This window comes from Chromobacterium paludis, assembly GCF_008275125.1.
Lineage (GTDB): Bacteria > Pseudomonadota > Gammaproteobacteria > Burkholderiales > Chromobacteriaceae > Chromobacterium > Chromobacterium paludis.
Window position 1 is genome coordinate 150,093 of the sequence record NZ_CP043473.1, and the last position, 25,541, is coordinate 175,633.

19 protein-coding genes and 7 tRNA genes are annotated in these 25,541 nt (G+C 65.1%); 11 read left to right on the forward strand and 15 right to left on the reverse strand.

Annotated elements, in window-relative coordinates:
• The first annotated feature begins 44 nt into the window (after positions 1 to 44).
• From FYK34_RS00770 to FYK34_RS00780, 3 genes are all read left to right on the forward strand, one after another.
• Positions 45 to 138: transfer RNA gene (locus FYK34_RS00770), tRNA-Ser, on the forward strand.
• Positions 139 to 144: 6 nt separating this feature from the next.
• A tRNA-Arg gene (locus FYK34_RS00775) sits at positions 145 to 221 on the forward strand.
• 3 nt (positions 222 to 224) lie between these two features.
• A tRNA-Glu gene (locus tag FYK34_RS00780) sits at positions 225 to 299 on the forward strand.
• 110 nt (positions 300 to 409) lie between these two features.
• Here the strand turns inward: FYK34_RS00780 and FYK34_RS00785 are convergent.
• The 3 genes from FYK34_RS00785 to FYK34_RS00795 form a co-directional block, all read right to left on the reverse strand.
• Complete coding sequence (locus tag FYK34_RS00785; protein WP_196782568.1) at positions 410 to 3,094, reverse strand: TonB-dependent receptor plug domain-containing protein; 2,685 nt, start codon at positions 3,092 to 3,094, stop codon at positions 410 to 412.
• Between the two features lie 121 nt (positions 3,095 to 3,215).
• A complete protein-coding gene (locus FYK34_RS00790) occupies positions 3,216 to 4,421 on the reverse strand; it encodes a sensor histidine kinase (RefSeq protein WP_149294613.1) in 1,206 nt (401 codons plus the stop codon).
• Entirely contained in the window at positions 4,405 to 5,733 is a 1,329-nt protein-coding gene (locus FYK34_RS00795) for a sigma-54-dependent transcriptional regulator (RefSeq protein WP_231137332.1), read from the reverse strand. The genes FYK34_RS00790 and FYK34_RS00795 overlap by 17 nt, the downstream gene beginning before the upstream one ends.
• A 237-nt stretch (positions 5,734 to 5,970) precedes the next feature.
• Here FYK34_RS00795 and FYK34_RS00800 point away from each other — a divergent pair, with 237 nt between their 5' ends.
• From FYK34_RS00800 to FYK34_RS00820, 5 genes are all read left to right on the forward strand, one after another.
• A complete protein-coding gene (locus FYK34_RS00800) occupies positions 5,971 to 6,159 on the forward strand; it encodes a hypothetical protein (protein ID WP_149294615.1) in 189 nt (62 codons plus the stop codon).
• Positions 6,156 to 7,451: an efflux RND transporter periplasmic adaptor subunit gene (locus tag FYK34_RS00805; protein ID WP_149294616.1), complete on the forward strand. Its 1,296-nt coding sequence runs from the start codon at positions 6,156 to 6,158 to the stop codon at positions 7,449 to 7,451. Before FYK34_RS00800 ends, FYK34_RS00805 begins: the two co-directional genes overlap by 4 nt.
• 16 nt (positions 7,452 to 7,467) lie before the next feature.
• On the forward strand, positions 7,468 to 8,145 hold the full coding sequence (locus FYK34_RS00810; protein WP_149294617.1) for an ABC transporter ATP-binding protein: 678 nt from the start codon (positions 7,468 to 7,470) through the stop codon (positions 8,143 to 8,145).
• Positions 8,146 to 8,155: 10 nt separating this feature from the next.
• Positions 8,156 to 10,576, forward strand: a complete 2,421-nt coding sequence (locus FYK34_RS00815; RefSeq protein ID WP_149294618.1) for an ABC transporter permease — start codon at positions 8,156 to 8,158, stop codon at positions 10,574 to 10,576.
• 62 nt (positions 10,577 to 10,638) lie between these two features.
• Entirely contained in the window at positions 10,639 to 13,092 is a 2,454-nt protein-coding gene (locus tag FYK34_RS00820; protein ID WP_168209611.1) for an FtsX-like permease family protein, read from the forward strand.
• Between the two features lie 80 nt (positions 13,093 to 13,172).
• On the opposite strand, the gene FYK34_RS00825 is transcribed toward FYK34_RS00820, so the two are convergent.
• From FYK34_RS00825 to FYK34_RS00840, 4 genes are all read right to left on the reverse strand, one after another.
• Positions 13,173 to 13,247, reverse strand: a tRNA-Glu gene (locus FYK34_RS00825).
• Between the two features lie 3 nt (positions 13,248 to 13,250).
• Positions 13,251 to 13,327, reverse strand: a tRNA-Arg gene (locus FYK34_RS00830).
• 6 nt (positions 13,328 to 13,333) lie between these two features.
• Positions 13,334 to 13,408, reverse strand: a tRNA-Glu gene (locus FYK34_RS00835).
• Positions 13,409 to 13,413: 5 nt separating this feature from the next.
• A tRNA-Arg gene (locus FYK34_RS00840) sits at positions 13,414 to 13,490 on the reverse strand.
• A 186-nt stretch (positions 13,491 to 13,676) separates the two neighbouring features.
• On the opposite strand from FYK34_RS00840, the gene FYK34_RS00845 reads away from it, so the two are divergent.
• Complete coding sequence (locus FYK34_RS00845; RefSeq protein WP_149294620.1) at positions 13,677 to 15,077, forward strand: exonuclease domain-containing protein; 1,401 nt, start codon at positions 13,677 to 13,679, stop codon at positions 15,075 to 15,077.
• A 75-nt stretch (positions 15,078 to 15,152) separates the two neighbouring features.
• Here the strand turns inward: FYK34_RS00845 and FYK34_RS00850 are convergent, their stop codons facing one another.
• Genes FYK34_RS00850 through flhB form a run of 6 tightly spaced genes read right to left on the reverse strand, consistent with a single transcriptional unit; the run spans position 15,153 to position 22,327 of the window.
• On the reverse strand, positions 15,153 to 15,902 hold the full coding sequence (locus tag FYK34_RS00850; RefSeq protein WP_149294621.1) for a flagellar motor protein: 750 nt from the start codon (positions 15,900 to 15,902) through the stop codon (positions 15,153 to 15,155).
• A gap of 51 nt (positions 15,903 to 15,953) precedes the next feature.
• Complete coding sequence (locus FYK34_RS00855; protein ID WP_149294622.1) at positions 15,954 to 16,700, reverse strand: RNA polymerase sigma factor FliA; 747 nt, start codon at positions 16,698 to 16,700, stop codon at positions 15,954 to 15,956.
• Positions 16,697 to 17,566: a MinD/ParA family ATP-binding protein gene (locus tag FYK34_RS00860; protein WP_149294623.1), complete on the reverse strand. Its 870-nt coding sequence runs from the start codon at positions 17,564 to 17,566 to the stop codon at positions 16,697 to 16,699. Before FYK34_RS00860 ends, FYK34_RS00855 begins: the two co-directional genes overlap by 4 nt.
• A 5-nt stretch (positions 17,567 to 17,571) precedes the next feature.
• Positions 17,572 to 19,056 carry a flagellar biosynthesis protein FlhF gene (flhF, locus tag FYK34_RS00865; protein ID WP_149294624.1) on the reverse strand — a complete coding sequence of 495 codons (1,485 nt, stop codon included), beginning with the start codon at positions 19,054 to 19,056 and terminating at the stop codon, positions 17,572 to 17,574.
• Between the two features lie 13 nt (positions 19,057 to 19,069).
• Positions 19,070 to 21,154 carry a flagellar biosynthesis protein FlhA gene (gene flhA, locus FYK34_RS00870; RefSeq protein ID WP_149294625.1) on the reverse strand — a complete coding sequence of 695 codons (2,085 nt, stop codon included), beginning with the start codon at positions 21,152 to 21,154 and terminating at the stop codon, positions 19,070 to 19,072.
• Between the two features lie 6 nt (positions 21,155 to 21,160).
• The gene (flhB, locus tag FYK34_RS00875; protein ID WP_149294626.1) at positions 21,161 to 22,327 is read right to left on the reverse strand and encodes a flagellar biosynthesis protein FlhB; all 1,167 of its coding nucleotides are present in this window, start codon (positions 22,325 to 22,327) and stop codon (positions 21,161 to 21,163) included.
• A 148-nt stretch (positions 22,328 to 22,475) separates the two neighbouring features.
• Between flhB and FYK34_RS00880 the strand changes: the two genes are divergently transcribed.
• Positions 22,476 to 23,270 carry a thymidylate synthase gene (locus FYK34_RS00880; RefSeq protein WP_149294627.1) on the forward strand — a complete coding sequence of 265 codons (795 nt, stop codon included), beginning with the start codon at positions 22,476 to 22,478 and terminating at the stop codon, positions 23,268 to 23,270.
• Entirely contained in the window at positions 23,267 to 23,776 is a 510-nt protein-coding gene (locus FYK34_RS00885; protein WP_149294628.1) for a dihydrofolate reductase, read from the forward strand. The genes FYK34_RS00880 and FYK34_RS00885 overlap by 4 nt, the downstream gene beginning before the upstream one ends.
• 61 nt (positions 23,777 to 23,837) lie before the next feature.
• Here the strand turns inward: FYK34_RS00885 and FYK34_RS00890 are convergent, their stop codons facing one another.
• Both FYK34_RS00890 and ubiG read right to left on the reverse strand, forming a co-directional pair.
• Positions 23,838 to 24,506, reverse strand: a complete 669-nt coding sequence (locus tag FYK34_RS00890) for a GntR family transcriptional regulator (protein WP_149294629.1) — start codon at positions 24,504 to 24,506, stop codon at positions 23,838 to 23,840.
• Between the two features lie 332 nt (positions 24,507 to 24,838).
• Positions 24,839 to 25,540 (reverse strand): bifunctional 2-polyprenyl-6-hydroxyphenol methylase/3-demethylubiquinol 3-O-methyltransferase UbiG, encoded by a 702-nt coding sequence (gene ubiG / locus FYK34_RS00895; RefSeq protein ID WP_149294630.1) that lies wholly within the window; start codon positions 25,538 to 25,540, stop codon positions 24,839 to 24,841.
• Position 25,541 lies beyond the last annotated feature (1 nt).

The following is a 25,541-nucleotide window of genomic DNA, read 5'->3' on the forward strand; positions in this document are numbered from 1 at the left end:
CTTGACACAGGGGGCGCCGCTAATTAATATGGCGCTCTCTGAACGGAGAAATGGCCGAGTGGTCGAAGGCACTTCCCTGCTAAGGAAGCATACGGGCTTAAACCTGTATCGAGGGTTCGAATCCCTCTTTCTCCGCCAGATAACGCACCCGTAGCTCAGTTGGATAGAGTATCTGGCTACGAACCAGAGGGTCGGGCGTTCGAATCGCTCCGGGTGCGCCAGCTGTCCCTATAGTTTAGCGGTTAGAACACCGCCCTTTCACGGCGGTAGCCGGGGTTCGATTCCCCGTGGGGACGCCAGGATACAGAAAAGCCCAGCATGGAAACATGCTGGGCTTTTCGCATGTCTTCAGGCCGCTCTTGCCGGCCAGCCATCAAACGGGATGCCGCCTTGGCATCCCGTCCCGCGTTTAGAAACGATGATCCAGCTCCAGCCAGACTTGGCGCCCATAGGGCTTGTAGCTGCCCACCGGGTAGTAGGGCCAGCCGCCGCTGTCGTCCTTTTTGATGAAGTCCTGCACATTGTTGACGATCAGCCCGACGGAGGTTTGCTTGTTCGCCTGGTAGGTCGCGCTGAAGTTGGCCAGCACGGTGGGCGTCAGATAGCCGGTGCCGGCGCCGTTGGGTATCTTGCCGTAGCGCGTCAGCAGCAGCGTGGAGGTCCAATCTCCCCGGCTCCAGGTGGTGGTGAAGTCCAGCTTGTCCGGCCAGTCGGCATTGCTCATATCGCTCAGCTTGTCCTGCGCCGGGTCGGCTGAAAACTGTTGGTAGACATGGGTCAGCACCTTGCTGTACGCAAGCTTGAACAGGAAATCGCCCAGACGAGCGGTGCGCAAGCGATATTTGCCGCTCAGGTCCAGGCCGCTGGTGCGTTCGCTGGCGGCATTGATCGGATTGACGATGACGCTGTTGATCGCGCCTGGATCGACCAGCGCATCGGCGGGATTGCGCACGATGCGGCGCAGCGCGTCCTGGCACAAGGCGGAGTGGATGTCGTAAGCGCCGGAGCGGCAGGCTGACTCATTGCGCAGCAGCGCGTCCGAATCCAGGGTGGTGACCAGATCGTTTATGGCGATGTTCCAGTAGTCCAGCGAAACGTCGGCATCGCGGCTGGGCGACCAGACGAAGCCCAGGCCGTACGACTTGCCGCTTTCCGGCTTTAGATTGGCATTGCCGTTGCTGATGTAGTTGGCGCCGGGCGATGTGTTGGCATACTGGCAGCTGGCAAGCGGCTGGCCGGCCTGGGCGCAGCGCCAGTAGTCGGTGGTGGACGAGTAATAGCCGCGGGTCTGGGTTTGGAACAAATAGCTCATGTCCGGGGCGCGGAAGCTGGTGGCGTAGTTGCCGCGCAATAGCACGGCGCTGGTCGGGCGGTATTCCAGGCCGGCGCCGTAGGTGAACTTCCCTTCGCTGTTGCCGGTGATCTCATAGCGGTCATAGCGGCCGGACAGCGTCAGATTGAGCGGCTTGGCCAGTGGCAGCAGCAATTCGGCGCCGGCGGCCTGGCGCGAGCGCGCGCCGCTGGCGCGGATGGCCGGGCTGGCGTTGTAGAACACGCCCTGGTTCAGCCTTGGCTCGGGATCGTTGCTGAAGCCCTGGCTGCCCCACTCCAGCAAACCAGCCAGCCTGGCGGGGCCGGCCGGCAGCTGAAAGGCGTCGCCATTGGCGCTCAGGCTCAGGGCTTGCAGCCAGGATTTGTTATGGCCGACGCTGTCGCCTATCAGGCTGGAGGCCTGAGCCGCCGTCAGCGGCCGATAAAAGCGGGAAATATCGGGGGCGTAAATGGGGATGCCATTGCCGTCCACGCCTTGTTGCGGGCCGAGGAAATAATCATTGACGCCGGCCAGCAGCATGGGCGTCGTGGAGCGGCTGGTGTAAAGAGAAGCGTTGTATGCCGCTTCGTAGCTCCAGCTGCCGGCCAGCTCGCCGCGCGCGCCCAGAGTGAGATTGGCGGACAGGTCGTCCCACTTTCGGTTGTAGCGGCTGGCGCCGCCCAATTCTTCCGGCGCGAAGCGTTTGTTCCAGATCTCGTAACTGCCGCTGTCCCGATTCAGAAAATAGCCGCCCTGGCCGGCCGCGGCGGTCCAGTTCGGGCCACGAGTATTGTTTTCGGTGCGGTTGAGTCCCAAGGCGGCGTCGCCGAACAGCTCGACATGGGCATCGAGCGGGAGGCTGAGGTTGAGAAAGCCGTTCTGGCTGCGGTTGGCGGTTTGCAGGGTCCAGTAGGACGGCTTGAGCAGCCCGCTGGCGCAATAGCCTTTCTGGGCATTGCCCACGGTTTGCACGCTGCCCGCGAACATCCCGGCAAAGTTGCCGCAAGCGCCGCCGGCATCGAGGTAAGCGCCGCCGGCGATGCGGCGGGACAGGATGGCGGAAGGCGCTTCTCCCCGCGCGGTGGCGTCCGACATGAAGCCGCGCTGACGCGCCCAGATGGGTTGGCGCTGGCTCAGCTCCACGCCGTAGACCAGGCTGAGCGCGTCCCAGCTCCGGCCGCCGGTCAGTTGCAGCCGGGCGTTCTCGCCGCCGTGGCGTTCGGCGCCGCCAACCTTGATATTGACGGCGGCGCCTTCGATTTTCTTCTTCAGGATGATGTTGACCACGCCGGCGATGGCGTCGGAGCCGTAAATGGCGGAGGCGCCGCCGTTGAGGATTTCGATGCGGTCTATCAGCGCCGCCGGGATATTGGCCAGATTGACGAAGTTGACCTGGCCTTCGTAGGCGATGGGGTAGTCGGCCATGCGCCGCCCATTGATCAGGGTCAGCGTATGGTTGGGGCCCAGGCCGCGCAGGCTGATCGCATTGGCCGCCGGAGTGAAGGTATTGCCGAAGTCCGCCCCCTGGGTGAAGCCGGTGTTCTGCGTCAAACTGTCCAGCGCTTCATAGACATTGGCATGGCCTTGCTTCTCGATGTCTTCTCCGCGGATCACGGTGACGCCGGTCGGCCCCTCCTTGGCCGAGCGCGCGATGCGCGAGCCGGTGATGGTGACTTTGCCCAAGGCGTCGGGCGAGGCGGCGTCGGCGGCATGCGCCGCGCCGGCGGACGACAGCAGAGCCAGCAAGGCGGCATTCAGTTTGAAATGATTTTGTGTTTTCACGGAATCCAGCCGGGCGAGTCCGGCCCTTTTTCAATTTCGGAAAACACAATTTATCACTTTGTCATTTTTTTGTTATCTCATAATTTCCGCAAAACTAATGACTTAGGAATGTATGGATCAGTTAGAAAGTCAATATCAGCCGCGCGCCGCCGGACAGGCTGCGCGCGTAGCGAACGGTGCCGCCGTTGTTGTTGACCAATTGGCGCACCAGGGCCAGGCCGATGCCGCGGCCCTTGGCCTTGGTGGAGTAGAACGGCGTGAAGATCTGGTCGACCTTGTCGTCGGGCACGCCGGGGCCGTTGTCGCTGACTTCCAGTCTTAGCCGGCCGCCGCGCGCCAGGTTGGCGCTGACGGTCAGCCTGGCATCCTCCTGCTGGGCGGTGGCTTCATAGGCGTTTTTGATCAGGTTGATCAAGGCCTGCTCCAATTGCCCGCCGTCGGCCTTTAGCTCCAGCGACAGCGGCTCCACGCTGAATACGGCTTGGCCGCCGCGCGCGCGCCAGGCGGGGGCGGTCAGCGCCTGCAGCCGTTCAAACAACTCGCTCAGGTCCACAATTTCCGGGCTGGGCTCGGGCACCGCCGACAGGCTGCGGTAGCTGGTGACAAAGTCGGCCAAGCTGTCGGCGCGGCGGCTGATGGCGGCAAAGGCCAGCTCCAGCTCTTCGCGCAGTTCCATGGGCAGCGCCGGCGCGTCTTCCAGCATGCCCGCGGCGCTGCGCGACAGCGAGGCTACCGGCGTCAGCGAATTCATGATCTCGTGCGTCAGCACATGCACCAGCTGTTGCCAGGCGCGCAGCGTTTCCGCTTCCAGTTCGCTTTCCAGCGGCAGCAGCGCCAGCAGACGCTCCGGCTTCCCTTCTATGACCAGGCTGCTGGCCGAGGCCAGCGCCCGTTCCACGCCGCGCTCGGTCTCGAAGCGTATCCAGCGCCGCTCGCCGGCTTGTTCCTGCAGCTGGCGATAGAGCGCCGCCGGGTCGCAGCTATTGCCCGGCGCGGTCAGTTTTCTGGCTCGCGCGTTAAGCGGCTCCGCTCGCTCGCCGCTGAGCCGGAATAGCGCGACCGGCGCGTGCTCCAGCCGGATTTCCGGCGGGTGCACGGTCGAGGCGGGCGGCGGGGGCGGGCTGGATGCCGCGCGCTCCCAGCGTTCCAGGCGGCGCAGGCGTCCGCTGCTGCGCCATTGCCAGGCGAGCAGCAGCAGGCCGCAGCATAGGCTCAGCGTCAGCAGCCGCGGGGCGTCGCGCCAGCCGGCGCCCAGCGCGGCGGCGCTGGCGAGGCCGACGCTTTGCAGCAGGATCAGGCCGCGCAGGCGCTCAGTTTTGTAAGCCATGCTTTTCCATTCTGCGATACAGCGCGGCGCGGGAGAGGCCCAGTTGTCGCGCCGCATGGCTGATATTGCCGGCGCACTGCGCCAGCGCCTGGCGGATGGCCTGCTTTTCCTGGTCGTCCAGCTTCAGCGCGGCGGCGGCGGGCGGAGACGCGTCCGGCGCGCGCCCCTCGTCCAGGCCAAAATCATGGGCATGGTAGGCGGAGGCCTGGGCGAGGATCACCGCGCGCTCGCAAGCATGGCGCAGCGCGCGGACGTTGCCGGGCCAGTCGTGTCCTTGCAGGCGGTCCAAGGCGGCTTCGCTCAAGGCCAGCGCGGGCTTGCCGTATTGCGCTGCGTAATGGCTCAGGTAGTGGCGCGCCAGCAACGGGATGTCCTCGGGCCGCTCCCGCAGCGGCGGCACCCGCAGCACGATGGTATTGAGGCGGAACAGCAAGTCGCGGCGGAAGCATTGCGGATCGTGCAGCTGGATTTCCGGCAGATTGGTGGCGCTGACCACGCGCACGTCCAGCGCCTGCGGTTGGTCCGATCCCAGCGGCGTGACCTGGCGCCGCTCGAGCGCGGTCAGCAGCTTGGCCTGGCTGGCCAGCGGCAGGTTGCCGATCTCGTCCAGGAACAGCGTGCCGCCGGCGGCGCTCTGGAAGCGGCCGGCCCGGTCGCTGCGCGCGTCGGTGAAGGCGCCCTTGCGGTGGCCGAACAGCTCGCTGTCGAAGGTGGACTCCGGCACGGCGCCCATGTCCACGCTCTGGAACGGCCCGTCGCGGCGCAGCGAGGCGTGGTGGATGGCGCGCGCCACCAGTTCCTTGCCCACGCCGTTTTCGCCCAGGATCAGCACATTGGCCTCGGTGGGGGCGACGCTGGCGATCAGCGCGCGCAAGCCGCGCATGGCCAGGGAATCGCCAAGCAGCTCATCGCCAGCCCCGGTGCGCTCATGGGGAAGCGGCGCCAGCGCGCGCAAGGCGCCGGCCACCGTTTGCAGCAGCTTGTCGTTGTCCCAGGGCTTGGTGATGAAGTCGCTGGCGCCTTGCTTCAGCGCGGCGACGGCCAGCGGCACGTCGGCATAGGCGGTCAGCGCGAACACCTGCGGCGGCCGCGGCAGCGCGCGCAGCCGCGCCAGCATGGCCAGGCCTTCGGCGCCGTCTATGGCGCCGGGGCTGTAATTGAGGTCCAGCAACACAATGTCCGCCCGGCGCTGGCGTTGCCAGGCATCGAACAGCTGCGGGTGAGGCAGGTGGGCAAAGTCAGCGTCCAGTTTGCGCAGCAGCATGCGGGCGGCCAGCGCGACGTCTTCATCGTCCTCAATCAGCAAAATCACGGGGCGGCTCATCGGACCAACTTTAAATTAGTACAAAGGCATGATGTTGCGATGCCGCGCGCGTCTTGGCAAGCGCCGCGTGTCCGCCGGGCGGACATTGTCCGGAATCGGACGGCGGGCGCTGTCCGATTCCGGACAGTTTGTCAAAGCTGCGCATATTTTCCCTGTTAATTCAATTGTTTAATATCTGGCACGGGGATTGCTATCCATTGGACATAAGTAAAGCGAGGTGAAAACATGAACGGCAAATCCCCCCTGATACTGTGCGCGACGCTGGCCTTGGCCATGCTGATGGCGGTAGCGCTGCGCGACGCGCCTTTGTCCTTGGCCTGCCACGTGGGGCGGAGCGGCATGCATGTGGCGGCCAATCTGGCCGTGCTGCGCATGGAGCTGCATTTTTCCTGGCTGCCGGGAGCGGCGGCATGAGCGAGGCGCGCGCGGAGGCGCCGGTCAGCGGCGCGGCCATGGACGAGGTGGTGGCGCGCAAGCGCTGGAGCCGCGGCCGGCTGGCTGGCTTGGCGGCGCTGCTGTTGGCCTTGGGCGGCGCGGCGGCATGGTGGGCCTGGCAGCCGACTGGCCTGCGCGTGGCGGCCGGTGAGCTGCAGATTGCGACCGTAGCCCAGGGCAGTTTCAGCGATGAAGTGATCCTGCGCGCCACGGTGCAGCCGGCGCAGTCCGTGTTGCTGGACCTGGTGGAGGGCGGCCGGGTGGACGAGGTGTTGGCGCGAGACGGCGACAAGGTCAAGGCCGGCCAGGTGCTGATGAAACTGTCTAATCCGCAGCGCCAGCTGGACCTCTTGGCGCGCAAGTCCGATCTGGCGCAGCAATACGCCAACCTGTCTTCCACCCGCGAGCAGCTGGAAGCGACGCGCAGCGATTATCGGCGCCGCCTCAGCGACCTGGCGCTGAAACTGAAGCAGCAAGAGCGCCAATACAAGCGCGACGCGACGCTGGCGGCGCAGGGTTTTATCTCCACCGCCGCGTTGGAGGATTCCCGCGACCGCTTGCAGCAATACCGCGAGGACTATCGCGACGAGCAGCAGAGCCAGGCGCGGGAGCTGGGCATCAAGGAAACCGCGCTGCGTCAGATGCAGCAGGCTCAGGATGAGTTGAACCGCGGCACGCGGATGGCGGCGGACACCTTGGCCGCGCTGTCGCTGCGCGCGCCCATGGACGGCCAGCTGACCAATTTCACCGCCCAGGTGGGCAGCTCGCTGAAGCCGGGCGAGCGGGTGGGCCGGGTGGACAGCCTGGGCCGCTACAAGCTGACGGCGCAGGTGGATGAGTTCTACCTGTCGCGGGTGAGGCGCGGCCAGCGCGCCGCCATCGAGCTGGACGGCGGCCAGACCGTGGGCGCCACGGTCAGCAATATCAATCCGCAGGTGCAGGACGGACATTTCCAGGCGGAGCTGAAGTTCGACGCCCAGCCGTCCACGGCGCTGAACGCGGGGCAGGGGCTGGACGGCAGGCTGATGCTGGGCCGGCCGACGCAGGGCCTGGTGCTGCCCACCGGCGCCTTCGTCAACGATACCGGCGGCAACTGGGCCATGGTGCTGAGCGCCGATGGCGGCCATGCCGAACGCCGCGCCATCCGCATCGGCCGGCGCAGCCAGACCCAGCTGGAAATACTGGAAGGCTTGAAGGCCGGAGACCGCGTCATCGTGTCCTCTTACTCGGCCTTCGGCAAATACACGCGGCTGACGCTGCAGCAACAATGACAAGGGAGCAATAGAGATGATCAAACTGAAGAACATCAGCAAGCTGCATATCGGCGGCGAAGTGCAAACCCGCGCGCTGAACGGCGTAGACCTGGAAATCGAGGCTGGCGAGTACGTGGCGGTGACCGGCCCGTCCGGCTGCGGCAAGTCCACGCTGCTGTCCTTGCTGGGCCTCTTGGACGTGCCCAACGGCGGCGAATACTGGTTCGACGGCCAGAACGTGGCCGGTTGGAGCGAGGCCAGGCTGAACCAGCTGCGCCGCGGCCGCGTGGGCTTCATCTTCCAGAGCTTCAACCTGATCGAAGAGCTGACGGTGCGCGAGAACGTGGCGCTGGCGCTGGAGTATTCCGATGTGCCGACGGCCGAGCGCAAGAAGCGCGTGGACGCCGCGCTGGAGCGGCTGGGCGTGACCCACCGCGCCGGTCATCGTCCGTCGCAGCTGTCCGGCGGCCAGCAGCAGCGTGTGGCCATCGCGCGCGCGCTGGTGTCCCAGCCTTCGCTGCTGCTGGCGGACGAACCCACCGGCAACCTGGACAGCGCCCATGGCGACGAGGTGATGAAGATGCTGCGCGAGATCAACGCCGACGGCACCACCGTGGTCATGGTCACCCACTCGCCGTCGCATGCCGCCCAGGCCTCGCGCACCATCAATATGCTGGACGGCCGCGTGGTGGTAGACGCGACTCAACTGTGAGGCAGAGGGCATGAATCCGATAGTGAAGGACTTTCGCGTCGGCTGGCGCTGGTTGCTCAAGGAGCCGGGCTGGTCTGCGCTGGTGATTGCCGGCCTGGCGGTGGGCTTCGCTTGCTGCTTCCTGCTGCTGGGCTATGCGCGCTATTCGCTGCAATACAACCAGCATCTGCAAAATCGGGAGCGCGTCTACCAGTTGGAGTCGCGCTTCAATCTGCCGGGCATGGACGACAAATGGCTCAACTTAGCGCCCTTTCCGGCAGCTCAGGCGATGCGGGATGGCGGGCTGGTGGAGCGGACCAGCCTTGCCTGGGACGTCCAGCAGCCGGTGCGGGTGGGGCAGTCCGTCAGCATGCAGGTGGTGACGCTGGCGGATCCCGATTTCGCCCAGCTGTTTGAGATCAAGACGCTGGCCGGCGATCTGGCGGCGGCGCTGAGCCGGCCGGATCAGGTGGCGCTGACCGATGACAAGGCCAGGCAATTGTTCGGCAGCGTCGCTGTGGTGGGCAAAGCCTTGCGCGTGAACGGCCAGAATGTCGCGGTGGCGGCCGTGGTGGCGGCGCCGCCGTCCACCTCCACTCAGCGTTATGCCATTCTGGCCGCGCGCCGCTTCGTGGCGATGGACGACAAAATGTCGCGGGCCATGCTGGAGAATTGGGGTGGCGTGTCCGGCAAGGTGTATTTCCGGCCGCGCGCCGGCGTTACCCGCGAGCAGGTATTGGCGAATCTGCAGCAAACTTTCGAACATTCCGCTTTTTCGCGCGGCTTGCCGCCGGAGTTCCGGCAAATGCTGAAGAACCGGCCCATGGTGGTGTATGGCGCGGCGGCCTTGGCCGACGTGTATCTGGACCCCAGGCTGGATGCCGGGGGGGGCGGGAGCGATAGCGAGCATGCCAGGCTGAGCGAAGTATGGGGGCTGGCCGCCATCGGTTTGTTGATCCTGCTGCTGGCGGCGATCAATTACGTCAACCTGACCACGGTGCGCACCATACGACGCCAGCGCGAAATCGGCGTGCGCAAGGTATTGGGCGCCAGCGTGGGCCGCGTGGCGGGACAATTTCTGCTGGAGTCCGTGTTGGTGTCGCTGCTGGCGATGACGCTGGGCTTGTTGCTGGCGTGGCTGCTGTTGCCAGGCTTCGCCTTCCTGATGCAAAGGGAGCTGGACGGGATGTTCACGCTGGGCAGCGTGGCGCTGGCCTTGCTGGCGGCCGTGCTGGTGGGCGGCCTGGCGGGCGCCTATCCGGCCTGGGTGGCGTCCCGGGTGCGGGCCACCCAAGCGCTGGCCGGGCGCGATCAACAGGAAACGACGCGCGGCGTCTGGCTGCGCCGGGGCTTGACGGTGACGCAGTTCGCCGCCGCCATGGCGCTGAGCGGCGTGACCTTGGCCATTGCCTGGCAGGCCTGGTACGGCAGCCGCCTGGACACCGGTTTCCAGGTGGACGGCTTGCTGACTCTGGAGACGGGCAGCAGCGGCCATGCCAGAGAAGCGCTGCGCGCCGCGGTGGCGGCCTTGCCAGGCGTCAGCGGGGCGGCGCTGAGCGGCAATAATCTGGCCGATGGTTCCATGAACATCACCAGCATCAAGCAGGGCGGGCGTTCGATCAATCTGGAGGTGCGCAGCATAGGCTGCGCCTATCTGGAGACTTACGGCGTCAGGCTGCTGGCCGGGCATATGTTGCCGGGCTGCGCGAGTCCGCAGGAGGGTGCCAGACGCGAGTGCGTGCTGAGCGAGTCGGCCGCGCGCGATCTGGGTTATGCCATGCCGCAGCAGGCGGTGGGCAGAAAGCTGAGCGCGGAGGGCGCCGGCGATGGATGCGTGGTGGCGGGCGTGGTGTCGGATATTCGCCTGCAGTCGGCGCGCGAGAAGGCGCGTTCTTGGATGTATGTGGCGGCTGGCGGCTCCGCGGACGTGCTGTCGGTCCGTTTCCGGGGTGAGGAAGCGGCAATGCGCGCAAGCATAGCCGGCCTGTGGCCGCGTTATTTCCCCGACTACCCCTTGAAGATGGAAAGCGCGCGTTACCGTCTGGACCAGCGTTACGCTGGCGACGCCAAGCAAGCGGGGTTGCTGGCAGCGGCTGCGGGCGTGGCTTTGTTGATCGCTTCCTTCGGCATCTATGTGCTCGCGGCCTATTCCGTGCAGCGCATGGCGCGGGAGGTGGTGCTGCGCAAGCTGCACGGCGCCGGCGCCGGCGCCATCGCCCGCTTGGTGGGACGCGAGTTCTTGTGGGTGCTGTTGGCGGGCGCCGCCATCGGCCTGCTGCCGGCCTGGCTCTACATCCGCCAGTATCTGGCGGGATTCGTCGAACGCGCGCCGGTGGGCGGCTGGACCCTGCTGCTGTCCTTGTCGCTGTGCCTGCTGGTGGCGGCGCTGGCGGTGTGGAAGCACCTGGCGGCGGCATTGCGCTTGCGCCCGGTGCTGGCTTTGCGCGGATAAATAGAAGAACCATGCCGGTCCGTGTCCGCACGGGCCGGCGGCTGATGAACAAGGGGAGTGTCATGTCTTATTTCCGTTGGGAGGACTTTCGCGTGGGCTGGCGCTGGTTGCTCAAGGAGCCGGGTTGGTCGGCGCTGGTGATCGGCGGCTTGGCCATAGGCTTTGCCTGCTGTGTCCTGCTGCTGGGCTATGTGCATTATTCGATGCAGTTTGACCGCCATATCGCCGGCCGCGAGCGGGTGTACTTGCTCAAGATCAGGCCGAATATGGACGGCGTGCGTAATCAGTGGCAACCGGAGGCGCCGGTGATCGCCGCCCAGGTTTTGCGCGAGCAAGGCTTGGCGCAGCGGGCCAGCATGGCCTATGGTTTCCAGGCCCCTGTGCGCGTAGGCCGCCAGGTGGCCAATCGCTGGGTCACCTTGGTGGACCCGGACTATGCCCAGCTATTCGAGGTGAAAACCCTGGCCGGCGATTTGCAAAGGGCGCTGACGCGGCCGGATAGCGTCGCCGTGACCGACGAGGAGGCGCAGTCCATGTTCGGCACCGCCCAGGCGGTGGGCAGGCGCTTCACCGTGGGCGGCAAGGCTTTGACCGTGGCGGCCATCGTCGCCGCGCCGCCGGCCACCGCTACCCAGCGCTACGCGATCCTGGGCGGCAGGAACAGCCGGATGGCGCCGGATTCGCTTTATGCCCAGTTCTACACCAATTGGTTCTCCTGGGGCGCGTCGGTGTATTTTCAGCTCAAACCCGGCCATGACGCGGCCGAGGTTGGGCCTCTGCTGGTCCAGGCGATGAAACAGTCGCCTGACTATCGCGATCCCGGCCTGCAGGCCATCCTGGCCAAGATGGGCGGCAGGGACTGGCTTGAGTTTTCGGCGATTCAACTGGCCGATGTCTACCTGGACCCGGACCTGGATCAAAGCGCGGACCCGGATCGGCACGGCAATCGGACCATGCTGTGGGGCTGCGCCGGCATCGGCCTGCTGATCCTGCTGCTGGCGGCGATCAACTACGTCAACCTGGCGACCGTGCGCGCCATCCGCCGCCAGCGTGAAATCGGCGTGCGCAAGGTATTGGGGGCCGGTGTGGGGCGCGTGGCCGGGCAATTCATCGCCGAGTCGGTGTTGATCGCGCTGGCGGCTGCCGCGCTGGGGCTGCTGCTGGCCTGGCTGCTGTTGCCGGCATTCTCTTTCCTGCTGCAGCGCGATCTGGGCAGCCTCATCGGTTGGCAGGCTTGCTTGCTGACCTTGGCGTTCGCCGCGCTGGTCGGCGCGCTGAGCGGCCTGTACCCGGCCTGGGTGGCGGCCGGCGTGCGCGCCACTCAGGCCCTGGCCGGGCGCGATCAGCAGGAAACGCGGCAGGGCGTCTGGCTGCGGCGCGGCTTGACCGTGGCGCAATTCGGCATCGCCATGGGCCTGGTGGGCGTGACCCTGGCCGTGGCCTGGCAAACTTGGCATGGCACGCGGCTGCCGTCAGGCTTTTCGCGCGATGGCCTGCTGTTTGTGGAGGCCGGGGATGCCAATGCGCATGATCAGCAGCAGCGCTTCGCCCTGCGCGCGGCGCTGCTGCGGCAGCCTGGCGTGTTGGCGCTGAGCTATGGCGACGGCCTGCCGGCGGGCGAGCGCAATAACTCCAATAATTTCCGTTTGGCGGGCGGCGGCGCCATGCAGAACATGCGCTACCGCATGATGGATTGCGGCTTCCTCGCGGCATATCGTCTGCCCGTGTTGGCCGGGCGCAGCACGACGGTGTGCGATGGCAATGGCACCGCGACAGCCGGCGTGGGGCTGATTGTCTCCGCGTCGGCGGCGCGGCGCTTGGGCTTCGCTACGCCGCAGCAGGCGGTGGGGCATGTGCTGGAGTCGGAAACTTTCCTTGGCGGCAAGGAGGCGATCGGCGCCGTGGTGGCCGACATCGCCGAGCAGACTTCGCGCGAGCGGCCTATTCCAATGTTGTATCTCGGAGTCAGCGCGCGCAACGTCTATGCCAGCACGCTGGCCATCCGCTACCACGGCAGCGAATCCGCCATGCGGCAAGCGCTGGCCGAGTTGTGGCCGCGCTACTTTCCCGATTATCCCTTGCGGCCGATCAGCGCGCGCCAGCAGCTGGATCAGCGTTATGGCCAGGACATCCGCACGGCGCAGCTGCTAGCCATCGCCTCCGCCGTCGCCATGCTGATCGCCGCCTTCGGCATCTATGTGCTATCCGCCTATTCGGTGCAACGCATGGCGCGCGAGGTGGTGTTGCGCAAGCTGTATGGCGCCGACGGCTGGGCGATCACGCGTTTGATCAGCCGGGAGTTCCTGCTGGTGTTGCTGGCCAGCGCTCTGCTGGCCCTGCCGCCGGCCTGGCTGTTCATCCGCCACTACCTGGACGGTTTCGTCGTCAGGGCGCCGATAGGCGGCTGGACGCTGTTGCTGGCATTGGCCTTGTGCCTGCTGGCGGCAGGCCTGGCGGTGTGGCGGCACTTGCTGGCGGCGTTGCGCCTGCGGCCGGATCTGGCCTTGCGCGGATAAGGAGGGGCGGCGCTGGCCGCCTTTTTGGCGCGGAAATGCAAAAAGCCCAGCATGTTGCCATGCTGGGCTTTTTTGAATCCTGGCGTCCCCACGGGGAATCGAACCCCGGCTACCGCCGTGAAAGGGCGGTGTTCTAACCGCTAAACTATAGGGACAGCTGGCGCATCCGGAGCGATTCGAACGCCCGACCCTCTGGTTCGTAGCCAGATACTCTATCCAACTGAGCTACGGATGCGTATTGTGGCGTCCCCACGGGGAATCGAACCCCGGCTACCGCCGTGAAAGGGCGGTGTTCTAACCGCTAAACTATAGGGACATGCCTGGCGCACCCGGAGCGATTCGAACGCCCGACCCTCTGGTTCGTAGCCAGATACTCTATCCAACTGAGCTACGGGTGCGCTGTTTCTCGAGACGTTGTGTCTTGCGAGAGGACGGATAATATAGAGGGCGAATCGGGCTGTCAACACTTCATAGGATTTTTTTTGCAAAGCCGGTAAACTCGGCGACTATCCCTGTCGCGGCAGGCCAACAATTTCATCTGTTTGGCATGGCGCGTCGTCGCAAGATAGGAAAGCGAAGCGAGAGTGAATCCCCTTTTTGCACAGCCCTGCGCCATCGTCGATCTGGAAACCACCGGCGGCAATATCGCGCGCGACCGCATCACCGAAGTGGGCCTGGTGCTGGTGGACGGTGAGCGCGTCGAACGCCTGTCCTGGCTGGTCAACCCCGGCCAGCCCATTCCCGAATTCATCGAAAACATGACCGGCATCAGCAATGCCATGGTGGCAGAAGCGCCGCCATTCTCCGACTTGGCCGAGGAACTGTTGGCCAGGCTGCAAGGCCGGCTCTTGTTGGCGCACAACGCCCGTTTCGACTATGGCTTTCTGAAGAATGAATTCCGCCGCCTGGGCCACCGCTTCCAAGCGCGCGCCTTGTGCACGGTCAAGTTGTCGCGGCGGCTGTATCCGCAGCATTTCAAGCACAGCCTGGACAGCCTGATCGCCCGCCACGGCATCGTCATGCCGGATCGCCACCGCGCGCTGGCCGACGCCGACGCGGTCTATCAGTTTCTGCGCATCGCCGTGGGCGAGCTGGGGGCCGATAAAGTGGCCGCTGAGGCGGCGCAGCTGCTGTCCCAGCCGGCCGAGTTGTCCAGCCTGCCGGCCGAGCTGCAGCAGCAGATAGAAGACATGCCTGACTCCGCCGGCGTCTACGCCTTGTTCGACGCGAACGGCCGCGCCTTGTACGTGGGCCGCGCGCCCAATCTGTATCGCAAGGCGCTGGGTCATTTCGCCGAACGCAAGCCGGGCCGCCACGATGTGAAGATCGACGAGCCGGTGGCGCGAGTGGAATGGCGCGAGAGCCTGAGCGAGTTCGGCGCGCATCTGACCGAGCTGCAGTGGCTGCAGCGCTTGCAGCCGCTGCACAATCCACGCGCCAGGATGATGGGCGAAGTGTGCACGCTGCAATTGCAGATGGGCGCCGATGCTTATCTGCGCCCGGCGCCGGTTTCGGCGCGCGACATCGACTTCACCCGCACCGCTGACCTGTACGGCATGTTCCGCCACGCGCGCGAGGCGCGCAAGGCGCTGGCGCAGATCGCGCTGGCCCAGGGCCTGTGCCAGTCCGTGCTGGGGGTGGAGCAGGTGACCAGCCGCAAGGGCATGCCCTGCGCGGCCTACCAGATCCGCCGTTGCCGCGGCGCCTGCGTGGGCGAGGAGGGGGCGGACAGCCACAATCAGCGCTTATCGGCCGCGCTGCAGCGGCTGCGCGTCAAGCCATGGCCGTTCGAGGGCGCGGTGGCGGTAGTGGAGCGCGACGAGGTGTGCGGCGACGTGGTGGAGCATGTGTTCGACCGCTGGTGCTATCTGGGCAGCCGCCGCAACGGCGGCGAGCTGGAAGGCGAGCCGGCTTTTGATCTGGACTACTACAAGCTGCTGGAGAGCGAGCTGCGCAAGCCGGACAGGGAATTGCGCCAGCTCTGAGCCCCGTTGCGGCAAAGAAAAAGGGCAAGCCCAGGCTTGCCCTTTTTCACGCCGTCGAAACGGGTGATGGCGATTTTATTCATGCATCGCCAAATACCCCCGCAACCGGCTCTCGATGATGCGCGGGTTTTCGCCGTTGGCGATGGCCACCACGCCTTCCACCACCAGCTCCTTCATGGCGATCTCGGCCGCCACCAGGTGCTTGAGCTTGTTGGCCATGGGCAGGAAGAACAGGTTGGCCGAACCCACGCCATAGACGGTGGCGACGAAGGCCACCGCGATGCCGCCGCCCAGCTTGGCCGGGTCGGACAGATTCTCCATCACGTGGATCAGGCCCAGCACCGCGCCCAGAATGCCCATGGTGGGCGCGTAGCCGCCGGCCGACTCCCAAATGCGCGCGGCCTGTTTGCGCGCGTGCTCGAACATGCTGATTTCCACGTCCATCACCGCGCGCAGCGTCTCCGGCTCGGTGCCGTCCACCAGCATTTGCAGCGCCTTCTTGGTGAAAGGATCTTTTTGCTGGGCAATGGTGCCTTCCAGCGACAGCAGGCCGCCCTTGCGCGAGGCCTGGCTCCAGCTGACCACTTCGCGGATCATTTTTTCGTGGTCGAAATTGGGCGGGCGGAATACCCAGCGCAGCATGCGCAGGCCGGCCATGAACTGTTTGGGCGTGCTTTGCAGCATCACGGCGCTGGTGGTGCCGCCGATGACGATCATGAAGGCGGTCAGCTGCAGCAGCGAACCGATATTGCCCCCTTCGATGGCCTGGCCGGCAATGATGGCGGTCAGGCCCAATATGACAGCGATTAAACTGATCTTGTCCACAATGTTTCCGTTGTCGATCTGGTCTGGGACGCGGGCTTTCCGCGACGGTGTTTACAGCCAGTCTTTCAGTTTGGCGCGCAGCCGGGCGACGGCCTGGCTGTGCAGCTGGCAGACGCGGGACTCGGTGACGCCGAGCACCGCGCCGATTTCCTTCAGGTTGAGTTCCTGTTCGTAATACAGCGCCATCACCAGTTGATCGCGTTCCGGCAGCAGCTTGATCGCGTCCACCAGCTGCTGGCGAAAGCTGTCGTCGGCCAGCGCGGCCAGCGGGTCCGGCGAATCCTCATCCGCGATATTGGCGACGGGATTATGGCTACTCTCGTCGTCGCCCGTATTAAAGTCTTCGAAATGCAGCAGCGTGGTGCCCTTGCAGTCGCCCAGCATCTCCTGGTACTGCTCCAGCTCCAGGCCCATTTCCGCCGCGATTTCCGACTCCAGCGGCGCGCGGCCGAACTGGTGTTCCAGCCGGGCAATGGCTTCTTCGATCTGGCGCGAGTTGCGGCGCGCCTGGCGCGGCAGCCAGTCCTCGCGCCGCAGTTCGTCCAGCATGGCGCCGCGAATGCGCTGGCTGGCGAAGGTTTCGAACAGCACGCCCTGGGCCGGGTCGAATTGGCGCGAAGCCTCGATCAGGCCGATCATGCCGACCTGGATCAGATCGCCCAGGTCCACCGAGGCCGGCAGGCGGGCGATCATCAGGCTGGCCAGCTTGCGCACCAGCGGCGCATGGGCCTCCACGTCGATCTCGACGCTGGGGGCCGCTGCGGCGTAGCCCGATCGGCGGAAAGACGGCAAGGTCATAAGGGTTTGGCTCCATCCGCCTCGGCCCAGTCGCGTGAGGCGGCAATCAGCAAGTCCATGTATCCGGTGCTGTCGCGCGCGGTTTCCGGCGCGTCCCACTGCAGCAATACCGCGGCCAGCTGCGAGAAGGCGGCCGCGGCTTCGCTGTCCGGGAACGCCTCCATCAGCGGACGGTGCAGCGTCTGGCTGCGCCGCACGGTATTGTCCTGCGGCACGAAACCCACCCAGCGCAGCGAGACGGTCAGGAATTCGCTGGTGACCGCCGACAGCCGGGTGAACAGCTCGCGCGCCTCGTTCAGGTGGCGCGCGCGGTTGATCAGCACGTTGAAGCGCTGGCGCCCGTACAGGCTGGCCAGACGCTTGATATTAGCGTAGGCCGTGGTCAGGGAGTCGGCTGCCGGTGTTAATACCAAAACCAGATTATCGGCCACGCTGGCCGGTATCGGGTCTTGCCCGGGATTGGGCGCGTCCACCAGCAGCGCCGAGGCGTCGCGCTCCAGCGCGCCGAACTCGCTGCCCAGCCGCAGCCACAGCTGGGCGGAGAACAAGGCGCGCTGTTCCGGCTGGGCGTGGAGATTGATCAACTGCACGCCCTGGCGCGACATCACCATCATCTCGTCCAACCCGCCCGCGCTGGTCAGCTGGCTTTCCAGCGTCGCCGTGGCGGGCACGCCCAGGCGGCGGGTCTGCACTTGGCCCTGGCAGCAGTCTACCACCAGCGGGCGCAGGCCGGCGTAGGCCAGGCCCAGCGACAGTTCGGTGACGATGGTGCTGGCGCCGGAGTGCGGGGAGCCGATGAAGGCGAAGCTGGGCGCGCGCTTGTGCTGCGCGGCGAGCAAACGGAGACTGGCGGCCTGATCCTGCATCGCGCTTACAACCAACCGGATTGCGCCGCGTGCATGATGGGCAGCTCGTCGGCCTGCAGCGCGAACGGCGAGCCGATCTGCTGCGCGCGCATCGCGCGGTCGACCAGGAAGGCGGCGTTGGCCGAGTGCAAGTCTTCCGGCACGCGCTGGCCGTTGGTGATGTAGAACAGCTTGAGGCGGTTGCGGATGATCACGTCCAGGCTGGGGCCCTGGGCCACCGCCTCGTCTATCTTGGACAGGATGCAGCCGGCCAGGCCTTCGCCGCGGTAGCGGCGCACCACGTCTTCCAGCGTGTGGCCGTCGGTGTTGGCGGCCAGCAGCAGCAGCCGCTCGATGGGGCGGCCGGCGGTGCGCAGCATGTCGATCTGCGCCAGCACGCGCGCGTCGCGCTGGCCCATGCCCACGGTGTCGATGAACACGATGTGGCGGTTGGACAGGTCGGCCAGCGTCAGCTGCAAATCGCCCTCGTTCTGGATGGAGAACACCGGCACGCCCAGTATCTTGCCGTAGATGCGCAATTGGTCCTGGGCGCCGATCCGGTAGCTGTCGGTGGTGATCAGCGCCACGTGCTGGGCGCCGAAGCGCATGGTGGCGCGCGCCGCCAGTTTGGCCACCGTGGTGGTTTTGCCGACGCCGGTGGGGCCGACCAGCGCGAAGATGCCGCCGCGGTCCATCACCTCGCGGTCCGCGTCGGCGCATTTCAGATTGTGCACCAAGGCCGAGCGCGCCCATTTGACGGCCACTTCGGCCTGGTACTGCGCCGGCATTTTCTCGATCAGCTGGCGGATCAGCTGGGCGGAGAAGCCCATGGCCAAGAGGTGCTTGAACAGCTCGATGCGGTTGGGCGCCTTGCCCTCCATGTCAGACCAGGCGAAGCTGGCCAGCTGGCTTTGCAGCAGGCTCCTGAGCAGCTTGATCTCGTCGCCTATCAGCCTCAGCTCCTGCGCCATCTGCTCCGGCTCTTCGCCGTTGTGCAGGGCGGGCGGCGCGGCGTGCGGTCGCGCCGCCGCGGCCGGAGGCGGCGATGGGCGCTGCGGCTGGGCCGGGGCGGCCATTTGCGGCGGTATCGGCTGCTGGGCGTATTGCGGCGCCATGGCGGGGGCGGGCTGCGGCGTGGCGGCATAGACCGGCTCCAGCCGGGGCGGAATGGCCTCCACGCGTGGCGGGGCCGGGCTTTCCAGCGGTTCCACCGGCATGGCGTAGGTGCGGGCGATGGCGCGGTTGACCGCGTTGCCGTTGGCTTGCGGGATGGGGGCGGGCTGCTGCGGGCGGGCGACGGCGGGCGGCGCGTTGCGCGGCGGATGCTTGCTGCTGGACGGGGACAGCGTGCTGGCCAGGTTGGCGACGTCGGCGTCGGCCACGGCCATGATCTCCACCCCGCCGCCCATGGTGGGACGATTGGACAAAATGAGGGCGTCCGCCCCCAGTTCTTCGCGAACTTGCCGGAGTGCGTCTCGAGTGGTCTTCCCGAAGAACTTTTTCACCACCATTGTCGATTAGCCCTTAGCCCTTGCTGCCGCCTATTACCGCAATTATACGAATGGATTTATTGTCCGGAATCTCATTATGCGAAATCACACGCAGCTGCGGCAATGCCCGACGCAGGAAACGCGCCAGCAGCGGGCGCAGGCCGGGGGCCGTCAGCAGCACCGGATTGTACCCTTGAATCTCCACTTGTTCCGTTTGTTGCGCGGCGCTGGACAGCAGATTTTCCGCCAAACCCGGCTCCAGGCCGCCGCCGGCCTTGGATTGCACCGCCTGCATCAGCACGTTTTCCAGCTGCGGCTCCAACGTCATCAGCGGTAGCTCGGCCTCGCCGGGGAACAGCTGCTGCACGATGACGCGGGACAGGGCGGTGCGCACCGCGCTGGTCAGCTCGTCTATATCCTGGTTCAGCGGGATGTGATCGGCCAGGGTTTCGATGATGGTGCGGAAGTCGCGGATGTGGATGCCGTCGGTCAGCAGCTGCTGCAGCACTTTCTGCAGAATGCCCACCGGCACCACCTTGGGCACCAGGTCTTCGATCAGCTTGGGCGACTCCTTGGCCTGGTGGTCGATCAGCGCCTGCACTTCTTCGCGGCCCAGCAGTTCCGCCGCGTGGGTTTGCAGCAGGTTGGAGATATGGGTGGCCACCACGGTGCTGGCGTCCACCACGGTGTAGCCCAGGCTCTGGGCCTCTTCGCGTTTGCCGGCGTCTATCCATACCGCCGGCAGGCCGAAGGCCGGGTCCGTGGTGGCGGTGCCGGCGATTTCCTGGCTGACGCGGCCGGGATTGATGGCCAGGAACTGGCCCATGAAGGCTTCGCCCTGGCCCACTTCCACGCCCTTGAGCAGGATGCGGTAAGCGCTGGGCTTGATTTCGAGATTGTCGCGGATGTGCACCGGCGGCACCAGGAAGCCCAGGTCCTGGGCGATTTTCTTGCGGATGCCGCGGATGCGGCGCAGCAGCTCCCCGTCCTGGGTGCGGTCCACCAGCGGAATCAGCCGGTAACCCACCTCCATGCCCAGCTGGTCCACATGCTGCACATCGTGCCAGCCCACCTCGGCGCCTTGCTGTTCCGGCTGCGCCTGCGGCTGCGCCGCTTGCTGCAGCGCCGCCAGCTTCTCGCGCTTGGCCTTCTGCTCCATGCTGCGGGCCAGCGCCAGCAGGGCGCCGGCAATCAGCAGGAAGGAGAAGTGGGGCATATTGGGGATCAGGCCTATCATGCCGATCACCGCCGAGGTGATGTACAAGACCTGCGGCTTGGTGAACAGCTGGGTCAGGAACTGTTCCGACATGTCCTGGTCGGTGCCGACGCGCGTCACCACGATACCGGCGGCGGTGGAGATGATCAGCGCCGGAATCTGCGCCACCAGGCCGTCGCCAATGCTGAGCAGGGTGTAGGTTTCCGCGGCCTGGCCCACCGGCAGGTCGTGCTGCACCACGCCCACGATCAGGCCGCCGATGACGTTGATCAGGATGATCAGGATGCCGGCCATGGCGTCGCCGCGCACGTATTTGGAGGCACCGTCCATGGCGCCGAAGAAGTTGGCTTCCTCTGAAATGGTGGCGCGGCGTTTGCGCGCCTCGTCCTCGCCTATCAGGCCGGCGTTGAGGTCGGCGTCGATGGCCATCTGCTTGCCGGGCATGGCATCCAAGGTGAAGCGGGCCGACACTTCGGCAATCCGGCCGGCGCCCTTGGTGATCACCACGAAGTTGATGATGGTGATGATGACGAACACCACGATGCCGATGGCGACGTTGCCGCCCACCAGGAAGTGGGAGAACGATTCGATCACCTTGCCGGCGGCGTCCGGGCCGGTGTGGCCTTCCAGCAGCACCACGCGGCTGGAGGCGACGTTCAAGGACAGCCGCAGCATGGTGGTGATCAGCAGTACGGAGGGGAAGGACGAGAAGTCCAGCGGCCGGCGCACATTGATGCCAACCAGCAGCACGATCACCGATACCGCGATGTTGAAGGTGAAGAAGATGTCCAGCAGCACCGGCGGCAGTGGCAGGATCATCATCGACAGGATGAGGATGATCAGCAGCGGCCCGGCAAGCTGGAAGATCTTCAGATTTCGCAGTATTTGGAGGATGGCGTCCATGCTGGCTTATCGGCTTTCTTCTGGCGCCGAATCTTGCGGACGTTTGCTGTACGGGTCAAGCTCGTCAGGCACATCCAGCTGATCCGGGAACACCGGGGCCACGCCGCCCACGGACTGGTATTGCTGCAGCTGGAACACATAGGCCAGCACCTGGGCCGCCGCCGCGTACAGCGCGGCCGGAATCTCCTCGCCCATCTCGGCATTGAAATACAAGGCGCGGGCGAAGCGCGGCGAACGCATCACCGGCACGCGGCTGTCCTTGCCGGTGTCGATGATTTTCTCGGCCAGTTTCAGCGAGCCCTTGGCCACCACCTGCGGCGCGCGCATGTTTTCATCGTATTTCAGCGCCACGGCGAAGTGAGTCGGGTTGGTGACGATCACGTTGGCCTTGGGCACTTCCTGCATCATGCGTCGGCGCGCGGCCTCGCGTTGCAGCTGGCGGATGCGGCCCTTCACCTCGGGCGAGCCTTCGGCCTCCTTGAATTCCTGCTTGATCTCTTCCTTGGTCATGCGCAGCTTCTTGTAGTAGCTCCACAGCTGGTAGGGCACGTCGATGGCCACCAGCAGGATCATCGCCGCGGTGACGATGAAGAAGGTGCGGATGATCATGTCGGACATCTTCAGAATGCTGGCATCCAGCGGCATGGCGATCAGGCCTATCACCTCCTCGCGCTCTTTCCAGATATACCAGGTGGCGATGCCGCCTATCAGCAAGCTCTTCAAGATGGCCTTCAGCGCCTCGGTGGCGGCATTCAGCGAGAATATGCGCTTGATGCCGGGCAGAGGGTTCATTTTGCCGAAATTGGGCTCCACCGCCTTGAACGTCAGGTTCCAGCCGCCCACCAGCATGGGCGTGAATACCGCCACCAGCGCCAGGCCGCCGAATATCGGGGCCAACTGCCACAGCGCGCCGAAAATCGCCTCGCGGAAGTGCAACAGCGCGGTTTCGGTGTTGTGCACGGAGGCTTGGTCGAATGTCAGCAGCTGGCGCATGGTTTCGCGCAGGAAAACGGCGATGCGGCCGCCAAAAACCATCAGCAGCGAGACGCCGGTCATGGTGATGGCGAAGGTCGACAGCTCGCGCGAGCGAGGGATATTGCCGTCCTCCCGCGCCATCGACAATCGTTTGTCTGACGCGGGTTCGGTACGTTCGAGGTCGGAATCTTCTGCCATGGCCCTGTTTCAGCTTTATGCTTTGATAATGCTTTTGTCTTGATTTTGAAGTGAATGTTAGCGCATGCCGAGCTAGTCCGACCAGTGCGCCCGCGTATATAATTGACCCTTTTGGTTTTGACCGCCTGCCTGGGCAAGAGAAAACGACATGCGACAATACCTCGACCTGATGCGCCATGTGCTGGAACATGGCCACGACAAGGCCGACCGCACCGGCACCGGCACGCGTTCCGTGTTTGGCTACCAGATGCGCTTCAATCTGCAAGACGGTTTTCCGCTGGTCACCACCAAGAAATGCCATCTGCGCTCCATCATCCATGAATTGCTGTGGTTCCTGTCTGGCGACACCAATATCCGGTATCTGAAGGAAAACGGCGTGTCGATCTGGGACGAGTGGGCCGATGAAAACGGCGACCTGGGCCCGGTCTATGGCTACCAGTGGCGCAGCTGGCCGGCGCCGGACGGCCGCCACATCGACCAGATCGCCAATGTGGTGGACATGATCCAGAAGAACCCGGACTCGCGCCGGTTGATCGTGTCGGCCTGGAACCCGGCCCTGGTGGACGAGATGGCCCTGCCGCCCTGCCACAGCCTGTTCCAGTTCTACGTCAGCGGCGGTAAGCTGTCCTGCCAGCTCTACCAGCGCTCGGCCGACATCTTCCTGGGCGTGCCTTTCAACATCGCCAGCTACGCCCTGCTGACCATGATGGTGGCCCAGGTGTGCGGCTTGCAGCCGGGCGAGTTCATCCACACCCTGGGCGACGCGCATCTGTACCGCAATCACATGGAACAGGTCCAGCTGCAACTCACGCGCGAACCGCGCGCCTTGCCGACCATGAAGCTGAATCCGGAGGTGAAAGACTTGTTCGCGTTCACGTTCGAAGACTTCGCGCTGGAGGGCTATGACCCGCATCCGGCCATCAAGGCGCCGGTGGCCGTATGAGCCAGAAGCCTATCCTGACCCTGGTGGCCGCCATGGCCTCCAACCGCACCATAGGCATCAACAACACGCTGCCCTGGCATCTGCCGGAAGATCTCAAGCACTTCAAGGCGGTGACGCTGGGCAAGCCGGTGATCATGGGCCGCAAGACCTGGGACTCCATCGGCCGGCCGCTGCCGGGCCGCCGCAATATCGTGGTGACGCGCCAAGCGGATTGGCGGGCCGATGGCGCGGAGGCGGCGCACTCGCTGCAGCAGGCGCTGGACCTGGCCGGCGACGTGGAGGAGGTGTGCCTGATAGGCGGCGCCGACCTGTATCGCCAGGCGCTGGAGGTGGCCGACAGGCTGTGTCTGACGCGCATTGACAAGGACTTCAGCGGCGACGCTCATTTCCCCGCTTTCGCGGTGTTTCCGGAGATTTCAAACGGGGAGTGGCAGGAGGTGAGCCGTGAGGAAAATGTCTCGAAGGATGGCCTGAGCTACGCCTTCATTGATTACCAGCGCGCCTGAGCGGGACGCCATGAGTCAAAAAGGCTGCCGCTGGCAGCCTTTTTCATGGGTAGGCGAGGGCTCAGGCGCGGCCTTCCAGCGCCTCCGCCGCGCTTTGCGCCAGCTGGCTGTAGTCGCGGCCAAACTCGGAGACCATCTGTTTCAGCCTGGCGGTATCGCGCGCGATCAGGGTTTTCAGCAGGCTTTCCAGGAACAGGTGGGTGCGTTCGATCTGGGTCTGTCCGGCGCGCAGGATGGCGTACAGGCAGCGCTGGGTCAGCGGCAGCATGTCGTTCAGCGTGTCGGTCAGGTAGCGGTTGTTGGCGTGGCGGTACAGCGCGGACAAAAATTCAATGCCGAATTCATAGAAGGCCTGCAGGTCATCGCGGCGCTTCGCTTCTTCCAATTGCGACATCAATTCAATGAAGCGCGCCAGGTCGTCGTTCTGCCAGCCGGCGGCCAGGTTCTGCGCCACCCGGTCCAGCAGCAGGAACCACAGCTCGAAGAAATCGCGCACGTCGCGCGCGCTGATGCTGGCCACCACGGCGCCGCGGCGCGGAAAAATGTCCACCAGGTGGCGGCGCTGCAAAATCAGCAAGGCCTCGCGCACCGAGCCGCGGCTGACCTCGAGTTCAGCGGCGATGCGCAGCTCCTGTATCCTCTCGCCCGGCCTCATTTCGCCCTGGATGATCTGTTTGCCTAGATATTGGGCGATCTGCTCGGTCAACAGGTCGTTGGCCTTGAAAGTCATGCGTCATCTCCGGAATGGAATGTTATCGTTCTCATACGTATTGTAAGACATCGCAGTGCCGGATTGTCCGGCAATATTCTGTCCGTTTGCCAGTTTGTATCCATGCATGCCGGCCGCGTGGCGCCGACATATCAGGCGGCTGATGCATATCATGTGCCTGTTTTCACGGGGTGGACATGATATCAATCAGAACATTAAAACGCATGTTTTGTATTTGTGTTGACCGTCCGGCTTGGCAGCTTCTGCTTGTTTTTTGAAAAAATGAGGGAGGGGCTTGCTGCTAGGGGGAGAATGCGCCGTCCGGCGGGGCCGAACGGCGCGTCGGCGCGACCTTATTCTGCGGCGCGGCGGGTGGCCATCAGATAGTTGACGTCGGTATCGTCGTTCAAGGAATAGATGCGGGTGATGGGGTTGTAAGCCATGCCGCTGAGACCCTGCAGGCCCAGGCCGGCGTGCCGCACCATGCGGCTCAGCTCGGACGGCTTGAGGAAACGCGCGTATTCATGCGTGCCGCGCGGCAGCATGTTCAGCACGTACTCGGCGCCCACCACGGCCAAGAGATAGGCCTTCGCGTTGCGGTTCAGCGTGGAGAAAAACACCCAGCCGCCAGGCTTCACCAGCGTGGCGCAGGCGCGCACCACGCTTTGGGGATCGGGGACATGCTCCAGCATCTCCATGCAGGTCACCACGTCGAAGCTGGCCGGCATTTCCGCCGCTAGCTCTTCCACCGGCACGCAGCGGTAGTCTATGGGCACGCCGGACTCCAGGCTGTGCAGCTGCGCCACTTTCAGCGATTTCTTGGCCAGGTCGATGCCGGTGACCTGCGCGCCTTTCAGCGCCATGCTTTCCGCCAGGATGCCGCCGCCGCAGCCCACGTCCAGCACCTTCTTGCCGGCGAGGCCCGCGTGGCGGTCGATGTAGTCCAGGCGCAGCGGGTTGATCTCGTGCAGCGGCTTGAATTCGCTGTCCTTGTCCCACCACTTGTGCGCCAGCTGGCTGAATTTGTCGATTTCGAGTTCGTCTACGTTGCTCATG